19 protein-coding genes are annotated in these 18,722 nt (G+C 46.8%); 13 read left to right on the top strand and 6 right to left on the bottom strand.

The window, feature by feature from the left end; translation table 11 throughout:
• Positions 1–41: 41 nt before the first annotated feature.
• Positions 42–965, bottom strand: a complete 924-nt coding sequence (locus GC130_RS27885; protein WP_152001648.1) for a TIGR01777 family oxidoreductase — start codon at positions 963–965, stop codon at positions 42–44.
• 107 nt (positions 966–1,072) lie between these two features.
• Here GC130_RS27885 and GC130_RS27880 point away from each other — a divergent pair, with 107 nt between their 5' ends.
• From GC130_RS27880 to GC130_RS27865, 4 genes are all read left to right on the top strand, one after another.
• A complete protein-coding gene (locus GC130_RS27880; RefSeq protein ID WP_152001647.1) occupies positions 1,073–1,816 on the top strand; it encodes a hypothetical protein in 744 nt (247 codons plus the stop codon).
• A 129-nt stretch (positions 1,817–1,945) separates the two neighbouring features.
• A complete protein-coding gene (locus GC130_RS27875; RefSeq protein WP_152001646.1) occupies positions 1,946–3,547 on the top strand; it encodes a peptide chain release factor 3 in 1,602 nt (533 codons plus the stop codon).
• Positions 3,548–3,648: 101 nt separating this feature from the next.
• A complete protein-coding gene (locus GC130_RS27870) occupies positions 3,649–3,903 on the top strand; it encodes a hypothetical protein (protein WP_152001645.1) in 255 nt (84 codons plus the stop codon).
• Complete coding sequence (locus GC130_RS27865; protein ID WP_152001644.1) at positions 3,893–4,531, top strand: nucleotidyl transferase AbiEii/AbiGii toxin family protein; 639 nt, start codon at positions 3,893–3,895, stop codon at positions 4,529–4,531. The genes GC130_RS27870 and GC130_RS27865 overlap by 11 nt, the downstream gene beginning before the upstream one ends.
• Positions 4,532–4,540: 9 nt before the next feature.
• Here the strand turns inward: GC130_RS27865 and GC130_RS27860 are convergent, their stop codons facing one another.
• Positions 4,541–4,996, bottom strand: a complete 456-nt coding sequence (locus GC130_RS27860) for a DinB family protein (protein WP_152001643.1) — start codon at positions 4,994–4,996, stop codon at positions 4,541–4,543.
• Between the two features lie 103 nt (positions 4,997–5,099).
• On the opposite strand from GC130_RS27860, the gene GC130_RS27855 reads away from it, so the two are divergent.
• The 5 genes from GC130_RS27855 to GC130_RS27835 all read left to right on the top strand — a co-directional run bounded on the left by GC130_RS27855 (position 5,100) and on the right by GC130_RS27835 (position 8,594).
• On the top strand, positions 5,100–5,420 hold the full coding sequence (locus GC130_RS27855; protein ID WP_152001642.1) for a helix-turn-helix transcriptional regulator: 321 nt from the start codon (positions 5,100–5,102) through the stop codon (positions 5,418–5,420).
• A gap of 49 nt (positions 5,421–5,469) precedes the next feature.
• Positions 5,470–6,354, top strand: a complete 885-nt coding sequence (locus GC130_RS27850; protein WP_152001641.1) for an arsenite methyltransferase — start codon at positions 5,470–5,472, stop codon at positions 6,352–6,354.
• Positions 6,355–6,378: 24 nt separating this feature from the next.
• Positions 6,379–6,990, top strand: coding sequence for a protein-tyrosine-phosphatase (locus tag GC130_RS27845; RefSeq protein ID WP_152001640.1), 612 nt, complete (start codon positions 6,379–6,381; stop codon positions 6,988–6,990).
• A 4-nt stretch (positions 6,991–6,994) separates the two neighbouring features.
• Positions 6,995–8,056 (top strand): ACR3 family arsenite efflux transporter, encoded by a 1,062-nt coding sequence (gene arsB, locus GC130_RS27840; protein WP_201568602.1) that lies wholly within the window; start codon positions 6,995–6,997, stop codon positions 8,054–8,056.
• Between the two features lie 85 nt (positions 8,057–8,141).
• Positions 8,142–8,594, top strand: a complete 453-nt coding sequence (locus tag GC130_RS27835; protein WP_152001639.1) for a hypothetical protein — start codon at positions 8,142–8,144, stop codon at positions 8,592–8,594.
• A 124-nt stretch (positions 8,595–8,718) separates the two neighbouring features.
• Here GC130_RS27835 and GC130_RS27830 read toward each other — a convergent pair whose 3' ends face one another.
• The 3 genes from GC130_RS27830 to GC130_RS27820 all read right to left on the bottom strand — a co-directional run bounded on the left by GC130_RS27830 (position 8,719) and on the right by GC130_RS27820 (position 14,218).
• On the bottom strand, positions 8,719–11,529 hold the full coding sequence (locus GC130_RS27830) for a TonB-dependent receptor (RefSeq protein ID WP_152001638.1): 2,811 nt from the start codon (positions 11,527–11,529) through the stop codon (positions 8,719–8,721).
• A gap of 235 nt (positions 11,530–11,764) precedes the next feature.
• The gene (locus GC130_RS27825) at positions 11,765–13,036 is read right to left on the bottom strand and encodes a hypothetical protein (protein WP_152001637.1); all 1,272 of its coding nucleotides are present in this window, start codon (positions 13,034–13,036) and stop codon (positions 11,765–11,767) included.
• A gap of 195 nt (positions 13,037–13,231) precedes the next feature.
• A complete protein-coding gene (locus GC130_RS27820; protein ID WP_152001636.1) occupies positions 13,232–14,218 on the bottom strand; it encodes a MoxR family ATPase in 987 nt (328 codons plus the stop codon).
• 275 nt (positions 14,219–14,493) lie between these two features.
• On the opposite strand from GC130_RS27820, the gene GC130_RS27815 reads away from it, so the two are divergent.
• The 3 genes from GC130_RS27815 to GC130_RS27805 all read left to right on the top strand — a co-directional run bounded on the left by GC130_RS27815 (position 14,494) and on the right by GC130_RS27805 (position 15,922).
• Positions 14,494–14,781 carry a hypothetical protein gene (locus GC130_RS27815; RefSeq protein WP_152001635.1) on the top strand — a complete coding sequence of 96 codons (288 nt, stop codon included), beginning with the start codon at positions 14,494–14,496 and terminating at the stop codon, positions 14,779–14,781.
• A gap of 2 nt (positions 14,782–14,783) precedes the next feature.
• Complete coding sequence (locus GC130_RS27810; protein ID WP_152001634.1) at positions 14,784–15,308, top strand: GNAT family N-acetyltransferase; 525 nt, start codon at positions 14,784–14,786, stop codon at positions 15,306–15,308.
• Between the two features lie 89 nt (positions 15,309–15,397).
• Complete coding sequence (locus tag GC130_RS27805; RefSeq protein ID WP_152001633.1) at positions 15,398–15,922, top strand: DinB family protein; 525 nt, start codon at positions 15,398–15,400, stop codon at positions 15,920–15,922.
• A gap of 43 nt (positions 15,923–15,965) precedes the next feature.
• Here GC130_RS27805 and GC130_RS27800 read toward each other — a convergent pair whose 3' ends face one another.
• Positions 15,966–16,721 (bottom strand): NUDIX domain-containing protein, encoded by a 756-nt coding sequence (locus tag GC130_RS27800; RefSeq protein ID WP_152001632.1) that lies wholly within the window; start codon positions 16,719–16,721, stop codon positions 15,966–15,968.
• A gap of 108 nt (positions 16,722–16,829) precedes the next feature.
• Between GC130_RS27800 and GC130_RS27795 the strand changes: the two genes are divergently transcribed.
• Positions 16,830–18,719, top strand: coding sequence for a glycoside hydrolase family 3 protein (locus GC130_RS27795; protein WP_152001631.1), 1,890 nt, complete (start codon positions 16,830–16,832; stop codon positions 18,717–18,719).
• The last annotated feature ends 3 nt before the right edge of the window (positions 18,720–18,722 follow it).

Genomic DNA, 18,722 nt, shown 5'->3' with positions numbered 1-18,722 from the left:
CGAAGGTGAAAACATGATTTGCTGATTGGCAGTGGCAAAGACTATTTCAGCAAAATGCTTTCCAAAGCACCTTTGAGGTGGGGACAATCAAACTTGAATCCCATACTCTCAGCTTTTTTGGAGGAAATCTTGCTACCACCCAGGACAATCTGCGCCATTTCACCAAGCGCCACTTTCAGAACGAAGCCAGGAACGGGTGGCAGCCAAAGCGGCTTCTTCAATACTTTTGCAGCTTCTTTTGTGATTTCTTTGTTAGTGACTGGCGATGGACTTACGCCGTTGTAAACTCCCTCATAGGCAGTATTCTGAATGGCTTCCACAAACAAGCGGCAAAGGTCATCGATATGAATCCAGCTCATCCATTGCTTGCCCGTTCCCAAAGGGGCACCGAACCCAAATTTTATTGGAGTCAAAAGTTGCGGAAGTGCACCGCCCTTTGCGCTCAGCACCACGCCCACCCGAATAAGTACCCGCCTGATTCCCATGTCTTCAACGGGTGCAGATGATCCTTCCCACGACTTTACAACTTGAGCAAGAAAATCGTCTCCAGCTGGTGACTTTTCATCAATCATAGCATCGCCAGTATCGGCACCATAATAACCAATCGCAGAGGCTCCAATAAACACTTTTGGCTTTAACCCGAGAGCCGAGAGCCTTTCCATAAGCAATGCCGTCGACTTGGTTCTGCTTTCCAGTATCAGCTTTTTCCTGGCTTCCGACCAGCGCTTATCGGCGATTCCTGCACCTGCCAAATGCACAACTGCTTCAAGGCCTTCCAGGGCACCATCTTGTATCGCCCCCTTTTCAATATCCCATTTATAGGTTTTATACTTGTCGGCCTTTCCGGAAGACCTGCTCAGCCAAGCCACTTCGTACCCAGCCTCGGTCAGCAACTCGCTCAGGCGGCTTCCAATTAAACCGCTTCCTCCCGTTACCAGTATTTTGCCTTTCGTTGTCTCTGTCATACCAGATGCTTTTGCTGCTTGTTACCTCTGTATAATTCACTTTTCAACTTCCGTATTAATTACGCATTTTTAGCCAACATTTGCGTTAGATAAGAAATGGTGTTTGAATGAAAAACTGCATATTCCTGCTTTCTGTTTTAATAATCTTCATTTCAGCAGGAGGCTTGTCGGCTCAAAGCAAAAATGCCACTACTACCTCAACAAGAATACCTGATTTCGGTTCGGCCGTGACATCATCCTCTCTAGCAATTGGCAGCGACAAGCACTCCGGTTACTCAGCTCAGTTTGATTTCCCTCCAAAAAACCTGCAAAAGGGTTGGTGGCGGTACCTTAAAACCGTAGCCAGGGTAAAGAACCGAAAAACTTACTGGAAACTTTCAGTGCCCCCTAAAAAAGGTTCGTCGAATGTGCCAATAGAAATGTTTTCTGAAATAATGATCGATGGTAACTCTTCCATATTAACGCTTGTACTGAATAGCGTTAATATGGATGCGCCGACAAGGAAAGAGTATATGCAGCAGACAAAGAATTTCCTTCAGGAATTCAAGTCGAAATTCTATGGTGACTATATCCAGCAACTGATAGTTGCCGCCGAAAAACAAGCCAGAAAAACCAGCGCCGATCATCAACGGGCCGTAGCAAAAAGACAGAAGCTCATAGCTAAGCTGGAAAAGTCGAAGGCCCGAAGTGCCGATAAAGACGTTGCTTTTGAAGATGGGGAACTGGTTACTGCCATTAATGATCTGGGTCAGCTGATAGCAGAGAAAGCGTCGGCAGTAGACGCTTCCCAAAAGGAAATTGACTCATTGAAAAAGACCCTTCTGAACTATATTCAAAAAAGCGGACACTAGTGTAAGTTCCTATTTATCACACCGCATGTCGATCCCTTGTCTTTAAAGACTTATATTTGCAAAATCTTTGGGAATGAGGCCTTTTTATCCACCAAATTCAGAGTAAATCACGATTAGTTAAGGAGTTGTATGAAGAACACTGCAGAATTAGATCGCCGCAGAACATTTGCCATTATCAGTCACCCCGATGCGGGGAAAACCACTTTGACAGAGAAACTACTTCTTTTTGGTGGTGCTATTCAGTCAGCCGGAGCCGTTAAGAACAACAAAATTAAGAAGACCGCCACCTCCGACTTTATGGAGATAGAGAAGCAGCGTGGTATTTCCGTGGCTACCTCGGTGATGGGCTTCGAATACAAAGGCATAAAGATCAATCTGCTGGACACTCCCGGTCACAAAGACTTTGCAGAAGACACCTACCGGACACTTACGGCCGTCGACAGTGTGATACTTGTGGTGGACTCTGTGAAGGGCGTGGAAGAGCAAACCGAAAAACTCATGAGTGTGTGCCGCATGCGAGACACACCGGTGATTGTGTTCGTGAACAAAATGGACCGACCGGGCAAAGACCCTTTTGAGCTTATGGACGAGCTGGAGGACAAGCTGAGTATTAAAGTGCGCCCGCTAAGCTGGCCGATAAATAATGGTTCTGATTTTAAAGGCGTTTATAACCTTTATAAAAAGCACCTCAACCTCTTCAATGCCAACAAAACTGCCGTTGAGCGAGACATTGTATCATTTTCAGATCTCCAAAGCCCCCAACTAGAAGAAATCATTGGCAGAGATGCCGACACCCTCCGGGAAGATGCTGAGCTCGTGGAAATGGCCTACGAGCCTTTTGACAAGGAAAACTACCTGGACGGGCTTCTGGCTCCGGTGTTTTTTGGCAGTGCCTTGAATAATTTCGGCGTGCAGGAATTGCTCGACACATTCATAGAAATCGCCCCAACACCTCTGCCAAGAGAGACGAATCTGCGCCAGGTGCTTCCTACTGAAAATAACTTTTCGGGGTTTGTATTTAAGATTCACGCCAACCTTGACCCTCGTCACCGTGACAGAATTGCCTTCCTCAGGGTGTGCAGTGGGGTGTTTGAGCGTAACAAGTTTTACCACCACGTAAGGCTCAATAAGAATGTGCGCTTTGCCAACCCAACCAGCTTCATGGCTCAGGACAAGGAGACCATCGACTCGGCCTTTCCGGGCGACGTTGTGGGCCTTTACGACACCGGCAACTTCAAGATCGGCGACACATTGAGCGAGGGTGAAATGATTACCTACAAAGGCATTCCCAGCTTCTCTCCAGAGATTTTCAGAGAACTGGAAAATGCCGACCCAATGAAATCGAAGCAGATGGAAAAAGGGATTCACCAGCTCACCGACGAAGGCGTGGCGCAGCTCTTTATCAAGCAACCCGGCAACAGAAAAATTGTGGGCACTGTGGGTGAGCTGCAGTTTGACGTTATTCAATATCGCCTGCTTCATGAATATGGAGCCAGCTGTCGTTTTCGCCCCATGCCGATGTACAAAGCCTGCTGGGTCAGTTCCAACAACCCGGCCAAACTCAAGGACTTCCTGGACTTTAAGGCCAACTCTATCGCACTAGATAAAGACGGGTTACCCGTTTATTTGGCGGAATCGAAAGGAATGCTGGACGTGATGATTTCCAAGTATCCGGAAATCGACTTCGCTTTCCAGTCGGAACACAACAGGATGGCAGATAGCGAGGCTTAGGCCGTCGCTTCAGGTAACTTTTTCGCATTAGTTAAATCGCTTTTCGTAAATTAGGCTTACATCCGCTTGTTCAACGATACTTTTCGCAGATTGTATAAGTCATGAGTACCAAACCCAATTTACCCGGCCACTTGCTGTGGGAGTACGATCTTGAGACCTTCAATTATGACAAGTCATACAAGATCGTCATTGAAAGAGTGCTTCAATTGGGAAACCTTGAGGAATGGAAGGAGATTATTAGGTACTATGGAGAACCTAAGATTCTTGAAACGATAGACTGGAGTGCCCAGTTGGGCACACGAGAGAAGGAGTGGTCAAAGTTCTTCCTTAAATCCGACTTTTTGGATGTTGCATAAAGATCCCTTTCTAATTTCAGATGCGACGTTTGCGTTGACACAAAAACTCCAGCAACTTACTGAGCTGCGAGAATTCTATTTGGTCGGCGGCACCTCTTTGACATTGCAGCTTGGTCACCGCAACTCAATCGACATTGACCTTTTTACCTCCCAGGAAATAAACAACCAGCGTCTTATTGACTATATCAATGCTTCAGGGTTTGATTTTGATATCAAGTTGAATGTCAGGAACACTATTATCGGCTTTATCGAAGGCGTAAAGGTTGACTTCGTCCGCCATAACTACCCGCTAGTGATGCCTCCAATAACTGAAGAGGGCATCACGTTTCTTGGAAAAGAAGACATTGCTGCCATGAAACTCAATGCCATTTCCAACTCCGGCAAGCGACTCAAGGACTTTATCGACGTCTACTACCTCCTGGAGCATTTCTCTTTGGAGCAGATGATAGCCTTCTACGCCACCAAATACCCCAATTTCAATCCACTCATCGCCTTACGGTCAGTCAACTACTTTGATGATATCGACCCCGCCATTGATCCGCCCAAACTGAAGGAAAAATTGACCGTGTCTGAAATAAAAAAACGAATTAATGATGCTGTGTTGCATTCGAAGAAGCGTTTCGGATAGTGCCAGCTTTTATCCGGCTGTATCATACTTTTTAATAATCGCTATTTGACCAGCATGCCATGCGGTGTGCGTAGTGATGCGGGAGAGTGCTTCCGCTTTGGTAATCGTTCCAAACTCCCGGGTAGTAATCTCAGTAGTCCATCTTCCATCTTCTTGATCCAAAATGGCCGCCTCCAACTCCCTGCCCGATTCGTCGAGCAGCCCTTTGAGCTCCTCAAGGTTGGTAAAGTGCCCCAAGTCCTTTATGCCCTGCCCCACTGTTGATAGCTTCACCTGCAAAGGTCTTCCAAATACGTTTTTGGCAAAAAGGAGCTCCACCTCCGCTATGTGGCGGAGTAGCCAACCTATCGAATTGCTGTCGGGGTGGATTCTGCGGGAAAGGCTTTCGGGTGTAATGGTTGCCAGCTGGTTGGTGAGCCTGGTTCGGCCCATTTTCCATATCGGAAGTATGATGTCAGTGGTCATGTGCTCTCGTTCTACTTGTTTATCAATATATAGGATAAAATTTTACAGTGCCTGCTTGGTCTGCACTTTGATTAATCGTAATATTGCAATGTAATTAAAAATCATGGGTGTAACAAAGACAGACCTCTTTACTGCTGAACAAAATGACCTGGCCCTTATCGCCAAGGCATTTGCTCATCCTGCCCGTGTGGCTATCATTGATTATTTGCTCAAAACCAATGCGTGTATCAATGGTGACCTGGTGGAAGAGCTGGGTTTGGCTCAGGCAACCATTAGCCAGCATCTGAGGGAACTCAAAGACATGGGCATTATCAAAGGCACCATCGAGGGGGTATCCGTAAGTTACTGCATCGACCCGGTTCGGTGGGCGGAGATCAAGGGCCTTTTCAACAAAATGTTTGACAGGCACCCCTTCTGTTGCTAAAAAAATTTACAAACAAGCATCGTAATATTGCAATTAAACACTAAGAAATATGAAAACCTCTGAAGAGCTTAAGTCAATAGTTCGTGACAAATACAGCAGAATCGCTGAGCAAGACATCGCCGTTAATCAGTCGTCGTGCTGCGGTGCAGGTGGAACCTCGAACGAGGTATACAATATCATGACCGACGACTACACCGGACTGGATGGCTACCACGAAGGTGCCGACCTTGGCCTCGGGTGCGGACTTCCGACACAGTTCGCTAAAATCCAAAAAGGAGATACCGTAATTGATTTAGGGTCGGGTGCTGGAAACGACTGTTTCCTGGCCCGGCATGAAACCGGCGAAACTGGCAAAGTAATCGGTGTTGATTTTACGGACGCTATGATCAAAAAGGCCCGAGCCAACGCAGAAAAGCTTGGGTATAACAACGTAGAATTCCGCCAGGGCGACATAGAAGAAATGCCCGTATCGGACAATGGGGCCGATGTGATTGTAAGCAATTGTGTGCTCAATCTGGTGCCCAACAAACAGAACGTTATCAAAGAAATATACCGGGTGCTCAAGCCCGGAGGTCACTTCAGCATTTCAGATATTGTGCTTGTGGGCGACCTCCCAAAAGCGCTACAGGAAGACGCCGAAATGTACGCCGGCTGCGTGGCTGGTGCCATTCAAAAAGACGAATACTTGAAATACATCAGTGAAACTGGATTTGAGAACATCACCATTCAGAAGGAAAAGGCAATTCTCATTCCGAACGATATTTTGAGCAAGTATCTCTCGGCAGTCGAAACAGATGCATTTAACCATGGCGAAACCGGCATTTTCAGCATCACTGTTTTTGCGCAAAAGCCCGGTAACAAAACTGAAAAAATCAAACTCAGCCTGAACGAACTCAACAGCAATGCCTGTGCGCCGGGGTCAGGCTGCTGCTAAGAACGAAACAACCATCTCATCACTATGCAACTATTACCTAAGTTGGAAGCCTACCGACAAGCGCTTCCGCTGACTCAAATCCCAGAGGAAAGAAAAGCTGTCCTGCAAACCCTGATCGACTATGTGCAGTCCAAAAAGGACGGGCAGCGGGAAGCAAAACTTAACTTTATCTGCACGCACAACTCCCGTCGCAGTCAGTTTTCGCAGATATGGGCGCAAACAGCCGCCGACTATTACGGTGTTGACGTGCAAACCTACTCGGGCGGAGTAGAGGTAACAGCCTTCAACGAACGGGCTGTGGCAGCCATAGAGCGGGCAGGCTTTCATGTTACTAAAAAGGAAAAGCAAACCAATCCGGTCTACTTTATTTTCTATTCCGAAGATGGTGAGCCGATCACTGCCTTTTCAAAATTGTACGATGACCCTGCCAACGCCACCACCAACTTTTCGGCTGTAATGACCTGCTCTCATGCCGAGGAAAACTGTCCATATATCCCTGGCACCGAAGCCCGCATACCTGTGATGTATGACGATCCGAAGGCGTTCGACGGCACAGCTCTGGAAACAGCGAAATACGATGAGCGCTGTCAGCAAATTGCTGCCGAAATGTTCTATGTCTTTTCCCAGATAAAATAAGGCAGTGAACGCACAAAAAAAGAAGCTCAGTTTTCTCGACAACTACCTTACAATCTGGATTTTCCTGGCCATGGCAGTGGGAGTGGCCCTTGGATTCTTCCTTCCTGAAAGTCCGGGCTTCATCAACTCGTTCAGCAGTGGTTCTACCAATATCCCCATCGCCATTGGGTTGATCCTGATGATGTATCCGCCCCTGGCCAAAGTTGACTACAAGCTGCTGCCACAGGTATTTCGCAATGTCAGGATCCTTTCCATATCACTTATACTCAACTGGGTGATTGGACCTGTACTGATGTTTGTGCTGGCTATTGTGTTTTTGCGTGACTATCCGGAATACATGGTCGGACTGATCCTGATCGGCCTGGCCCGCTGCATCGCCATGGTGCTGGTGTGGAACGACCTGGCTGAGGGCAGTGCCGAATACGGAGCTGGCCTGGTAGCCCTCAACAGCATGTTTCAGGTGTTTGCCTACAGCTTTTATGCGTGGATCTTCATCACGGTGCTGCCGCCCTACTTTGGCTTCCAGGGTGCCATTGTCGACATATCCATTGCCACCGTTGCCGAAAGCGTAGCCATTTACCTGGGCATACCCTTTCTCGCAGGGCTGCTCAGCCGCATCATTTTGGTAAAGGCAAAAGGGGAAGCATGGTACAAACACACATTTATCCCTACCCTGGCCCCCATGACGCTCATTGCGTTGCTGTTCACCATTGTGGTGATGTTCAGCCTCAAAGGGGAGATGATTGTGGAGATACCACTGGATGTGCTGCGCATTGCCGTGCCGCTGCTGGTATACTTTGCCCTGATGTTTATCATCGGCTTTCTCTTCAGCAAGGCCATGGGTGCGGAATACGACAAGAATGCATCGATTGCCTTCACCGCTGCCGGCAACAACTTTGAGCTGGCCATTGCAGTTGCCATTGCGGTGTTTGGGCTTAATAGCGGCCAGGCCTTTGCCGGAGTGGTAGGTCCGCTGGTGGAAGTGCCTGCGCTGATTCTTTTGGTGAAGGTGGCGTTTTGGCTGAAAAAGAAATATTACCCGGCTGCCCCCTCTAAAGGCTCGTGAAAAACAACCACCTGTTATTCATAAAACGGCCAAATATTGGGCGGGCCAGGTCGATTAGTTATTTTCGCAGCAAAGCAAACATAACATGAACAAGACTATTCTTTTTTCCGGGTTGCTATTTTTTACCCTGATTGGTTGCAAACATAGGGTAGTTGTAGACGCCCCGGCTATTTTAAGACACTCTCCTGAGGAAGTAGAGGCTATTTTAGGCAAGCCAGACAGCACCTATGCTAGTGAAACACTAGCTGGCCCAGCTCTTGCGCAGCATTTTAAGATGTATAATGTGGAGGTGGAGTATGTTGACAACAAAGCCAGCTACATTTCTGTAAAAGGCCCTCATGGACTCCCTTTTTCAGAAGAAGCACTAGAGGCTTTCAATGCAAAAGCTTTGGGTGAACCCACCAAATCGCCGGACGAGAAGGTAATGAGGTGGATAAAAATGCAGGCTCCTATTGAAGCCATTAGCTTCGCAGCCACTCACTACGACAGTCTGCAAAATGTAGACAACTTTACTGTTACTATCATCGGAAGGAAATAAGCAGGCCTGCTGTTAGAAAGAGCCTTAAACGAAAGAAGGTAGCACATGCTCCCTTCTTTCGTTTTCTTTTGCCCCTATTTTACCATTGCCGGTTTAGCAGAAAATCGCTGTGCTCGATACGGAATTAGAATGTATAAGTATATTTCAAAGAGAAAAGCCTTTGAGGCATATACAGAGAGAACAACTCCTCCTCGTCACCAAACTTATACACTTGCTGATCTTTTGCGTTGAGAAGGTTCTTCGCAGTAAAGCTAAGTGCCGACTGGCGGTTTCCTCCAAACTGCTGTGTCACATTCAGGTTTAAGCTATTGAATGGCCTTTGGTAAACGTCTGGGATATTAGATATGCCGATGAATGTGATCGTTTCACCCTGCACATTGTAAGACAAGTTTGTAGAAAACCCAATTTCATCATTCTGATACAGCAGGTAGGCGTTTACCACATAAGGTGACTGGCCTGTCATCTCTCTATAAAGCTTTACAGAAGATGCGTCGCCCCCTTTGTAGCTCACTTCACTGTCGTATTCAGTTTGCCCTTGCTCACTTACAGTTACTGTTTTTCTGTTAACTCGTGAGGCGACAATCGACACGTTGGAGCCTACTGAAAAGTTCTGCAAAGCAGGAGTGATAAAGCTCAGGTCTTTTCTTACTTCAAACTCAGCACCATACACCCGGGCTTCGCCCACATTCCTTGGCTTTAGCTGACCGGGATTGTTAGGGAAGAAAACCAGTGCGATGTGATCAGTAAAGTCTTTATAAAAAACTGAGGCCGACACCATTTCGCCTGGAGTGAAGAAATACTCCCACCTGAAGTCATAGTTGAGTATTTGTGCTTGCTTCAGATCCAAATTACCAGAGAATTGTATTCTGGTGATAGGGTCTTCGATAAAGGCTGAAGACTTCTCCTTGAAAGATGGCCGTGCTAGCGTTTTATTGAATGACGCTCTCAGGTTCATATTCTCCTGTAGCGCATATACAAAATTCAAAGACGGCAGCAGGTTAGTTTTGTCCAATGTTTTGGTGTTGTTTTCAAGCTGGCTGGAGTTGTCCTCGTTTAGCCTGACCCCCGTATAAAACATCTTAACGTTTTCAACCCTCACGCCATATATCGACTTCAGTTTGCTCGTGATGTTCATTTCGTTCATCACATAGGCTGCATAAATCGACTGGAAGCCGTCGTAGTTATTGTATGCATTGCTATTGTTCTGAATGTAGAGTCCACCCGGATTTTCTGCGGAATAGAGGTTCGGTTCTGTTAGCAACCAATTTGGATCATTCTGTTCTACCCGAAAAGTAGAAATTGGAGCATAGTTAAAAGAGTTAACCGTGAACTCTCTCCACTTGAAGGCAACCATGCCTCCGGCCTTCAGCTTATTATTGTCGTTTAGCTCGTAAACCACATCAGCCTTGAAGCTTTCATTCGTTTCTTTCAATTCTCTCCAGAACCTGTTAATCGTTCCGCCATTCTTAAAAGCGAATTCTCCATCGTCTTCATTGATTCGGGTATCACGATAGTCCGGATCTGAAATTCCTGAAACCAACAGCGAATTCGTCCAGTCCACCCTCAGTTTACCAAACTGATGCTTGCCGTACAAGATATTGTTGGTCATCTGGCGTTGTGTATAGGCCAGGATATCATTATGGACAAGTGTAGGGTTATTTAGGGTAGTGAAGTCTATTTCACGATCCAGCGCTGTACTTACACCATTCTGAGTGTGGAACATGTTGGTTCCAATAGTGTGATTATCCACTTTGGCCGCCAATGTCCCCAATGCACTCCAAAGCACGTTATTGGTGCTCAAATCACCTACGGCCGTAAAGTCTCTCTCAAGACTAACCTCGGCAGAAGTACGGTCTTTTTCAAAACGCTTTCTTGCGAAGCCTTCGTAAAAAGTGTTGGTGTTGGTGTAGTTGAATATGGCATTATAGCCCCAGGTCACTTTGCTTCTCTGCACCTGATTACCATGCGACAGAGAAAAATTGGTGTTCATGAAGTTGGTAGACCGGGATGTTCCTAAAAGAGGTGAGAACTTCTTTGTTGTTTCTTCTACAAAGGAATTAGGCAATGTTGGAATAGAAGCGTTGGCTGATATTGGAAGCGCTCTTGCTCCGTTGTCCCAGCCCAGCGCATCAGTAGATGAGCCTTTGTATGACACGGCGTTGCTATTGAAATGCATGGCAGGGTTGTAGCCAAAGCTCAGGGATGCTGAACTGGTTTTCTCCTCAGGGAACGCCTTTGTCTGAATATTGACTAAACCTCCTGCGAAATCACCCACAAGGTTAGGCGTAAATGTCTTATAAACAATCACATTCTCCAGAACCCCTGTTGGGAACAAATCAACTTGAACGTCATTCCTATCTGGGTCGAGGCCAGGGATGATCATGCCGTTCAGCGACGTTTTTGTGTACCTGTCGCCAAGGCCACGTACGTACACATACTTATCACCCTGAATGGTCACGCCAGTCACCCTGTTCATGGCTGAAGACAGGTTGCTATCACCTACTCTTCTGAAAGAAGCAGAAGAAATGCCATCCATGGTGTTGATAGACTTCTTTTGAACAGACAGCAAACCAACGTCATTGTTTCTGATTACTTCGGCAGTAACAACTACCGACTCAAGTTCGGTCACATCCTCACTGATAGGAATGTCGAGTGTGGTAGTTTGCCCAGCAACGATTTCAACGCCTTCGATAGTTTTGGACTGATAAGAGACGAATTGCACTTCGATGGTATGGGTGCCAGGCTCAAGGGTGAGTGAAAAGTTGCCATCGAAATCGGCAACGGCACCAGTGGTAGTGCCCTTCTTGATAACAGCCGCCCCAAACAAGGCTTCACCGGAAATTTGGTCGTAAACTTTACCTCTTAAAAACCCGGCTTGAGAAAATGCCGACGAGGAGATACAAACCGCCAGCGCAACAATAAAGAACTTCTTCATAAATAGACTCAAAATTATTTCGCTGCAAAGGTAGACACCGACAGGGCTGGAACTGATTAGGGGAACTTTATCAGTTTTTTAATAAAAAGACTCAAAAGTTAGGGTTTGATAACATTTCCGTAATATTGAATCGGGTGGTGTCAGTATGGAAAAACAAAAAAGGTAGCCGTGGCAAACCACAACTACCATTTTCAGTACGAGTCTTATTTATGAATTATCTTTGCTTCGGTGCTTATTATTTGAAGCTATCAGTGTAAATCTCGAATGCGGAAGTCTTTACCTTCGAGAAAACCAACGATCCGTCCGCTGTATTCTTCGACGCATCCTCAGTCTGCTCGTAAGTTGCTACGTCAAACGCAGCCGCCAATTTCACTTTTCCATTTTCAAACACAACGTTAGTAATAGTTCCTTTGGCTTTAGCTTTGAAGTCGCCAGTAGTAGTTTTGTCACCAAGCGCCTTGATGGTGCCATTTTTAATTGTGAATGACTTATCCAGGCTACCTTCTCTGCCGTCGATCTCAAGTCCTTCATCTGAACCACCGTCTACGTATACAACGAAGTTGTCAACAGTTCCGGCATAAGATTGATCAACGTCCAAGGCATCATCACCAACTGAGTAGATAAGCACGTTCTTTACATTAACAGTTCCGCCAAAAAACTCGATGCCATCGTCAGAGTTGTTATATACTTCGATGTTCTCGATGGTAGTACCTGTGCCAACGCCACCCAGTGTCAGACCATTGATCTCACTTCCTTCAGCTATCTCTGCGCCGCCGTGACGAATAGACACGTATTTGATAACACCTGAATTATCATCAGCAGCAGTTCCCCCATATCTACCATTGGTATCAGCTGCATCCACACCTTCGATCTGAGGATCTTCGGTTTTGGCACTTACAGGAGCCTTACCGAGAACAACCAATCCACCCCATTTTGTATCTTCGTCAGTCAAAGTAGTACCTGAAAGATCTCCAGGCTGAATGTCGTCATCAGTTGACGTCATAATGATTGGCTCATCAGCAGTTCCTTCCGCCATGATCTTACCACCTCTGGCTATCATAAGCACAGCAGCATTTGCTCCGCTCAGTTCTGCGTTTCCTTTTATAATTGTACCCGCTTCAATGGTAAGTGTTACTCCGTCTAGTACAGTTACACGAGTATCAAGCTGGTATACGTTCCCTTTTGTCCATTCAGTATCTTCCTCAATATTAGCCGCAACCTTTATAACTGGCGCAGCTGCTGAAGGAGCGCTTGGTGTTTTGTCAGTTCCACCTAGAAGTCCCTTCACTGAGGACAAGGTCCAACCCTCAAATACAGAAGCGTCGGTAGCACCTGTTGCGGATGCATCTGAAGTAGCTTTGGCATCAACTGCCGTCTGAGCTGTGGCAATCGCTTCTGCCTGAAGCTCTTCTGCAGTTTTTTCCGGCTCCGGCTCATCGTCGCCGCCGCATGATGATGCGAACACTAAAATGCCCGCCATAAAAAGTAATGATAAGATCTTGTTCATGATTCAACTTTGTTTTTTGATTTCAAAAGTCTTTGAGCCGCAAAGTTGAGCACTTAATGTTAAGAGGGAGGAAAAGCGATGTTACGATATGATTAAACTAATTTTAAAAAAATTACCCCTGCGTGACGTTTGTTAACATGGTGTTACGTCGCAGGGGTAAATCAATATGGGCTCAGCAATAAGCTATTGAGTCGCTTATTTACCAATAGATACTTTGTTGAGCAATTCTTTAACGATCTGCTGGGTAGTAATTCCGTCAGCCTCTGCCTCATAGTTAAGAAGAATACGATGGTTGAGCACGTCGCTGGCTATTTCCTTGATGTCTTCCGGTAATACGTAATCTCTCTCATCGAAAAAAGCGATGGCCTTGGCCGCAAGGTTCAGATTAATAGAAGCTCTGGGAGAAGCTCCAAATTGGATATAGCCGGCAAAGTCTTTAAGACCATTGTCAGCCGCCGTTCTTGTGGCAAAAACCAGCTCCACTATGTATTTCTCCAGTGATTCAGAGATGGAAACCTGATTGATTTCGTCACGGATTGCAAAAATATCTTCTTTTGAAAGCACTGTGTTTACTTTCGCATTAAAACTCATGTTGGCCATTCGGCGCATGATCTCTAACTCCTCCGCTTTCGTGGGGTATTCAATATTAACCTTCAGCATAAAACGGTCGACCTGCGCCTCTGGCAACGGGTAGGTGCCTTCCTGCTCCACCGGGTTCTGTGTGGCCAGCACCAAAAACGGCCTGTCGAGATAAAAGGTAGTTTCGCCAATGGTCACCTGCTTTTCCTGCATGGCTTCCAGCAGCGCCGATTGCACTTTAGCCGGCGAGCGATTCACCTCATCTGCCAGGATGATGTTGGCAAAAATGGGGCCTTTTTTCACTTCGAAGTTGGCCTTTTGCTGATTGTATATCATTGTACCTACCAAATCGGCAGGCAGCAAATCCGGAGTAAATTGTATCCTCTTAAAATCGAGATGCAACACATTTGCCAGTGTATTTACGGTAAGCGTTTTTGCCAGTCCGGGCACACCCTCCAGTAGAATGTGGCCGTTGGTAAATAGCCCTATCAAAAGCCTGTTGATCATATATTCCTGACCCACAACTACTTTTCCGACCTCACTTATTACCTTTTTTATTTTCTCCTGGTGCTCTCTCTTAAGATCTGTTGTCGATGTTTCCATTATGCACGAACTTTTCCTGGATGTAAACTACGTATTGTTGAACTTTTGGCTCTTTAACAAAAGGCTAAGTTACCTCAACCCTTGCTACATAAACAAACATGGTTTACGTGGAAGTGTTAATTAATGTTAAAAGCGGTTATAATATTGAAAGCGATAGCTTTGGCGAGTCGCTGTAACAACCAAGTGACTGGGTTTTCAGTATACCAGATTTGATTCATTTTTTTATTGACAGCCAGTCAATGAACGCATACTTTCGAGGCAAATAAAATGACATTATGACTTTCGACGAATATAAGGTATCGATACAGGGAGAAGCTCCCCCAGTAAACCTGAATGAAGAATTAAAAGGGCTCTGGTGGGACGGAAAGGGCAGCTGGGACAAGTCGCACGAAACGGTTCAGGACTTGGAAAGCGAAAACGCCGCCTGGGTGCACGCCTATCTTCACCGCAAAGAAGGTGATATTTGGAACGCCGACTATTGGTACCGACGAGCTGGTAAAGTAAGGCCAGCAACTACCCTTGACCAGGAATGGGAGCACATCGTTAAAACTTTGCTGGACTGAACATGAGTAAAACTACCTCATTCAAAAGAGTCGGAACCGATCAGGCAGAGACCCTGCTTGACATAGCAGAGCTAACCTTTCGGGTGGGCTTCCAGCACCTCAACGACCCGGACGATTTTGAAGCCTATATGGCAGAGGCCTTTTCACTGCAACAAACGAAAAAGGAACTCGACACCGAGGGGTCGGAGTTTTACTTGGCCATGATGGGCGGGGAGGTTGTCGGCTATATCAAGCTTAATCACGGCGCAGCGCAAACAGACATCGCCACCGAGCCGGGCATTGAGCTTCAGCGCATTTATGTGATGCCAGCACACCAGGGGAAAGGCATAGGACAACAGCTGTTGGACTATGCCATCAGCATCGGCAAAGCGGGGCGGTTCCCATACCTTTGGCTGGGTGTGTGGGAGAAAAATGAAGGAGCCATCCGATTTTACAAACGATATGGCTTCCAGCAATTCGGTAGTCACACCTTTATGCTGGGCAACGACCCACAAACCGACCTTCTGATGAAGCTGCCATTGGGTTAATCTAAAAAGGTAACTTTAATTTATTCAAGGGCTTACCTTAATAATTTGAAAAAGGCGTATTTTCATACCCTTATTAAAACCCTACAACCATGAAAAAGAATTTTTATCTAACGCTTGCGCTACTTGCATTGGTCAGTGGCAGCAAATGCTTAGCTGCAGACCCAGCCTACCTTGTTAAGGAATGGGAAAGGGCCAAGGCCTTCACTTTGGAATACCTGGAGGCCATGCCAGCCGACAAGTATGGCTATAAGCCTACGCCTGAAATCAGATCGTTCGAACAGCAGCTGCTGCACCTGGCAGATGCGAACTTTGGATTTACAGCCGGGATCACCGGAACGGCCAGCCCCATTGAGCGTGGTGGAGCGGAAAAGTCTGCAGGCAAGTCGAAAGAAGTGACTGTAAAAATGGTGTCGGACAGTTATGATTTCGTGATTAATGCGCTAAAGGGAATGACTGCGGCTCAGATGGCCGAAACGGTTAATCTCTTTGGTATGGACATGACCCGGGAGGTAGCCTTCGGCAAAGCCTTTGAGCACCAAACACACCACAGGGGACAAACGACTCCATATATCAGGCTGGCTGGTGCCACTCCGCCGAACGAGAAGTTATTTTAATACTTTTTAAACCCTTACTAAGTCTTGCGGCTTAGTAAGGGTTTTACCAGCTCCCCTTCAGCCCAATTTTTAAGGCAGCGTTGTATTTTTTTACGTCAAAACTGTAGAGATAAGGTGCTTTGTGAGCACCCCCTTTTCTTCTCTCGCCAAGGTCTTTCAAAATACCATAGGCCAGCATCTTGCGCTGGAAATTCCTGCGATCCAGCTCTTTGCCCAGAATAGTCTCGTATAGCTTCTGGAGCTCAGGCATAGTAAATTTTACAGGCAAAAGCTTGTGCCCGATGGGCTGGTAGTTGATTTGAAACCTGAGTGTATCCAGTGCTTTTTCCAGTATCTTCCTGTGATCAAGTATCATCGCTGGCAACTGGTCAATGCTTTTCCACTCACAGGCTTCAGAAATGTCGTCGGGTCGTGGATTCGCTTTCGAAAACTCGATCAGGGCATAGTAGCCCACTGTAATAAAGCGCTGCAAAAACCAGTGATCCTTTACCGGATCCCGGCCACTTTGCTTAAAAAGCTCCAGGTCCATTTCATGGTCGTGCCTGGCGGGGTCGCCAAACGTGTGAAATTGCTGAAGAAAAATGTCGGCCAAACCAGTCCGCTTCTCCAGCACACGAATAGCTGCTTTATCCATGTGTTCCTGTTTTTCAACAAATCCACCGGGGAGCGCCCATTTTGCCGTATGCTTCATTTTCAGCAGCAGCACTTTCAGCTCATTCTCATGAAAGCCAAAGATCACGCAGTCCACCGACAATCCGGGGTGGTATCTCTCAGCGGCGGTATCCAGAAATTCCGACATTTTCTAACAAATCAATCTGTCCGGCAAATACGAAAAAGAATATTACGTCATTCAAGTTTAAAAAGAAAATATTACATTGCGTCAATATCACACATTAATTTGACGGCCATGCATCACACAACCCCCTTCAAACTTGCCTCGTCACTTCTTTTGGCTTCGCTGCTCAGCGTCTGCTCGTGCAACAGCCCAACAAACAAGACGGTTGACTATCGTGACCTGAATAAAAACGGTAAAATGGATGTGTATGAAGATTCATCAGCACCGGTTGAAGAAAGAGTAAGCGATCTGCTTGCTCAAATGACCATCGAAGAAAAAGCAGGCCTCATGTTCATCAACGGCACTTTTGTAAACGCCGATGGCACGCTGGAAAAACAACCCGGAGCAGAGGGCTTTGCCGCCAGGCTGCCGTCGTCACTGCAATCGATCAACGAAATGAAGATGAACCACTTCAATTTCTGGCAGATTCCCGATGTGCAAATGCTGGCCAAAGGCTACAATGCCATGCAAAAGGTTGCTGAGGACTCCAGGCTGGGCATACCAGTCACCATTGCCTCCGATCCCCGCAATCACTTCAGTGCCAATATATTTGCTATGGCAGCCAACTCATTCTCGCAATGGTGCGAAACGCTGGGTTTTGCAGCGATAGGCGATCCGCAGATGGTACGCCAATTTGCCGAAATTGCCAGAGGCGAATACCTTGCCGTGGGCATGAAGGTGTCACTTCACCCCCAGATTGATCTGGCCACTGAGCCTCGTTGGCCCCGTATCAGCGGCACTTTCGGCGAGGACGCTGAATTAACGGCCAAGCTGGTCAAAGCATATATCAAAGGTTTTCAGGGAGACACGCTGGGGCCTAATAGTGTGGCCACCATGACCAAGCATTTTCCGGGTGGCGGCCCGCAAAAGGACGGGCTGGATCCCCACTTTGAATTTCAAAAAGGCCAGGTTTATCCGGGCAACAACTTCGACTACCACCTCATTCCTTTCGAAGCAGCATTTGAAGCTGGCACCGCCTCCATCATGCCTTACTATGGCATTCCAACCGATCAGACAGACGAAAATGTAGCGATGGCGTTCAACAAAATGATCATTACGGATCTGCTGAGAAACAAATATAAATTCGACGGCGTAGTCTGCACCGACTGGGGCCTGATTACCGATGCAAATATGGGTAACACCATCTGGCCGGCCCGTGCCTGGGGCGTTGAAAACCTGAGCGAAGAAGACAGAGTGAAAAAAGCCATCGACGCTGGAGTAGATCAATTTGGCGGTGAAAGTGTGCCTGGTCTGGTAGTGAACCTTGTTGAAGCAGGAAAAGTAACAGAGGCCAGAATCGACGAGTCGGCCCGAAGATTATTGAAGCAGAAATTCCAACTCGGGCTGTTCGACAACCCGTTTGTGGACGAAGCCAATGTCGCCAGGGTAATAGGCAAGCCTTCGTCTATCGCCGCTGGTCAAGCCTCCCAAAGAAGGGCCATGACCTTGCTGAAAAACGATGGAAACGTGCTGCCCCTGCAGGGCAAGCCTAAAATCTTCGTAAAAAACATAGCCGACTCTATTGCCGCCCGGTACGGAACCGTTGTGAAATCGCCCAAAGAGGCTGATTTTGCCATCATCCGTATCAATACGCCCTGGGTGCCTGTTGAGTCAGAAAACTTTATGGCCCGTGGCTTTCATCATGGCGACCTGGACTTCAAGAACCCCGAAAAGAAAGAGATTTTAGAGCTGCTAAACACCGTTCCAACCATTGTCAACATCTACCTGGATCGGCCAGCAGTGATCCCTGAAATAAGTGCCGGATCCAAAGCGCTGATCGCCGACTTTGGTGCCACCGATGAGGCTGTCCTGGACGTCATCTTTGGCAAAGCATCTCCCGGCGGCAAGCTGCCGTTCGAACTGCCTTCTTCAATGGAAGCAGTAAGAAACCAAATGGAAGATGTTCCTTATGATAGCAAAGATCCACTATATACATTTGGTTTTGGCTTATCTTACGAATAGACT

It is taken from the genome of Imperialibacter sp. EC-SDR9, from assembly GCF_902498805.1.
Classification (GTDB): domain Bacteria; phylum Bacteroidota; class Bacteroidia; order Cytophagales; family Cyclobacteriaceae; genus Imperialibacter.
Note: the sequence above shows the minus strand (reverse complement) of the source record. Positions and strands in the feature narration are given on the sequence as shown.

What these genes read in the sequence shown, in the direction of transcription:
- GC130_RS27885 (WP_152001648.1), bottom strand. Translation starts at nt 965, where the DNA reads ATGACAGAGACAACGAAAGGCAAAATACTGGTAACGGGAGGAAGCGGT.
- GC130_RS27880 (WP_152001647.1), top strand. Translation starts at nt 1,073, where the DNA reads ATGAAAAACTGCATATTCCTGCTTTCTGTTTTAATAATCTTCATTTCA.
- GC130_RS27875 (WP_152001646.1), top strand. Translation starts at nt 1,946, where the DNA reads ATGAAGAACACTGCAGAATTAGATCGCCGCAGAACATTTGCCATTATC.
- GC130_RS27870 (WP_152001645.1), top strand. Translation starts at nt 3,649, where the DNA reads ATGAGTACCAAACCCAATTTACCCGGCCACTTGCTGTGGGAGTACGAT.
- GC130_RS27865 (WP_152001644.1), top strand. Translation starts at nt 3,893, where the DNA reads ATGTTGCATAAAGATCCCTTTCTAATTTCAGATGCGACGTTTGCGTTG.
- GC130_RS27860 (WP_152001643.1), bottom strand. Translation starts at nt 4,996, where the DNA reads ATGACCACTGACATCATACTTCCGATATGGAAAATGGGCCGAACCAGG.
- GC130_RS27855 (WP_152001642.1), top strand. Translation starts at nt 5,100, where the DNA reads ATGGGTGTAACAAAGACAGACCTCTTTACTGCTGAACAAAATGACCTG.
- GC130_RS27850 (WP_152001641.1), top strand. Translation starts at nt 5,470, where the DNA reads ATGAAAACCTCTGAAGAGCTTAAGTCAATAGTTCGTGACAAATACAGC.
- GC130_RS27845 (WP_152001640.1), top strand. Translation starts at nt 6,379, where the DNA reads ATGCAACTATTACCTAAGTTGGAAGCCTACCGACAAGCGCTTCCGCTG.
- GC130_RS27835 (WP_152001639.1), top strand. Translation starts at nt 8,142, where the DNA reads ATGAACAAGACTATTCTTTTTTCCGGGTTGCTATTTTTTACCCTGATT.
- GC130_RS27830 (WP_152001638.1), bottom strand. Translation starts at nt 11,529, where the DNA reads ATGAAGAAGTTCTTTATTGTTGCGCTGGCGGTTTGTATCTCCTCGTCG.
- GC130_RS27825 (WP_152001637.1), bottom strand. Translation starts at nt 13,036, where the DNA reads ATGAACAAGATCTTATCATTACTTTTTATGGCGGGCATTTTAGTGTTC.
- GC130_RS27820 (WP_152001636.1), bottom strand. Translation starts at nt 14,218, where the DNA reads ATGGAAACATCGACAACAGATCTTAAGAGAGAGCACCAGGAGAAAATA.
- GC130_RS27815 (WP_152001635.1), top strand. Translation starts at nt 14,494, where the DNA reads ATGACTTTCGACGAATATAAGGTATCGATACAGGGAGAAGCTCCCCCA.
- GC130_RS27810 (WP_152001634.1), top strand. Translation starts at nt 14,784, where the DNA reads ATGAGTAAAACTACCTCATTCAAAAGAGTCGGAACCGATCAGGCAGAG.
- GC130_RS27805 (WP_152001633.1), top strand. Translation starts at nt 15,398, where the DNA reads ATGAAAAAGAATTTTTATCTAACGCTTGCGCTACTTGCATTGGTCAGT.
- GC130_RS27800 (WP_152001632.1), bottom strand. Translation starts at nt 16,721, where the DNA reads ATGTCGGAATTTCTGGATACCGCCGCTGAGAGATACCACCCCGGATTG.
- GC130_RS27795 (WP_152001631.1), top strand. Translation starts at nt 16,830, where the DNA reads ATGCATCACACAACCCCCTTCAAACTTGCCTCGTCACTTCTTTTGGCT.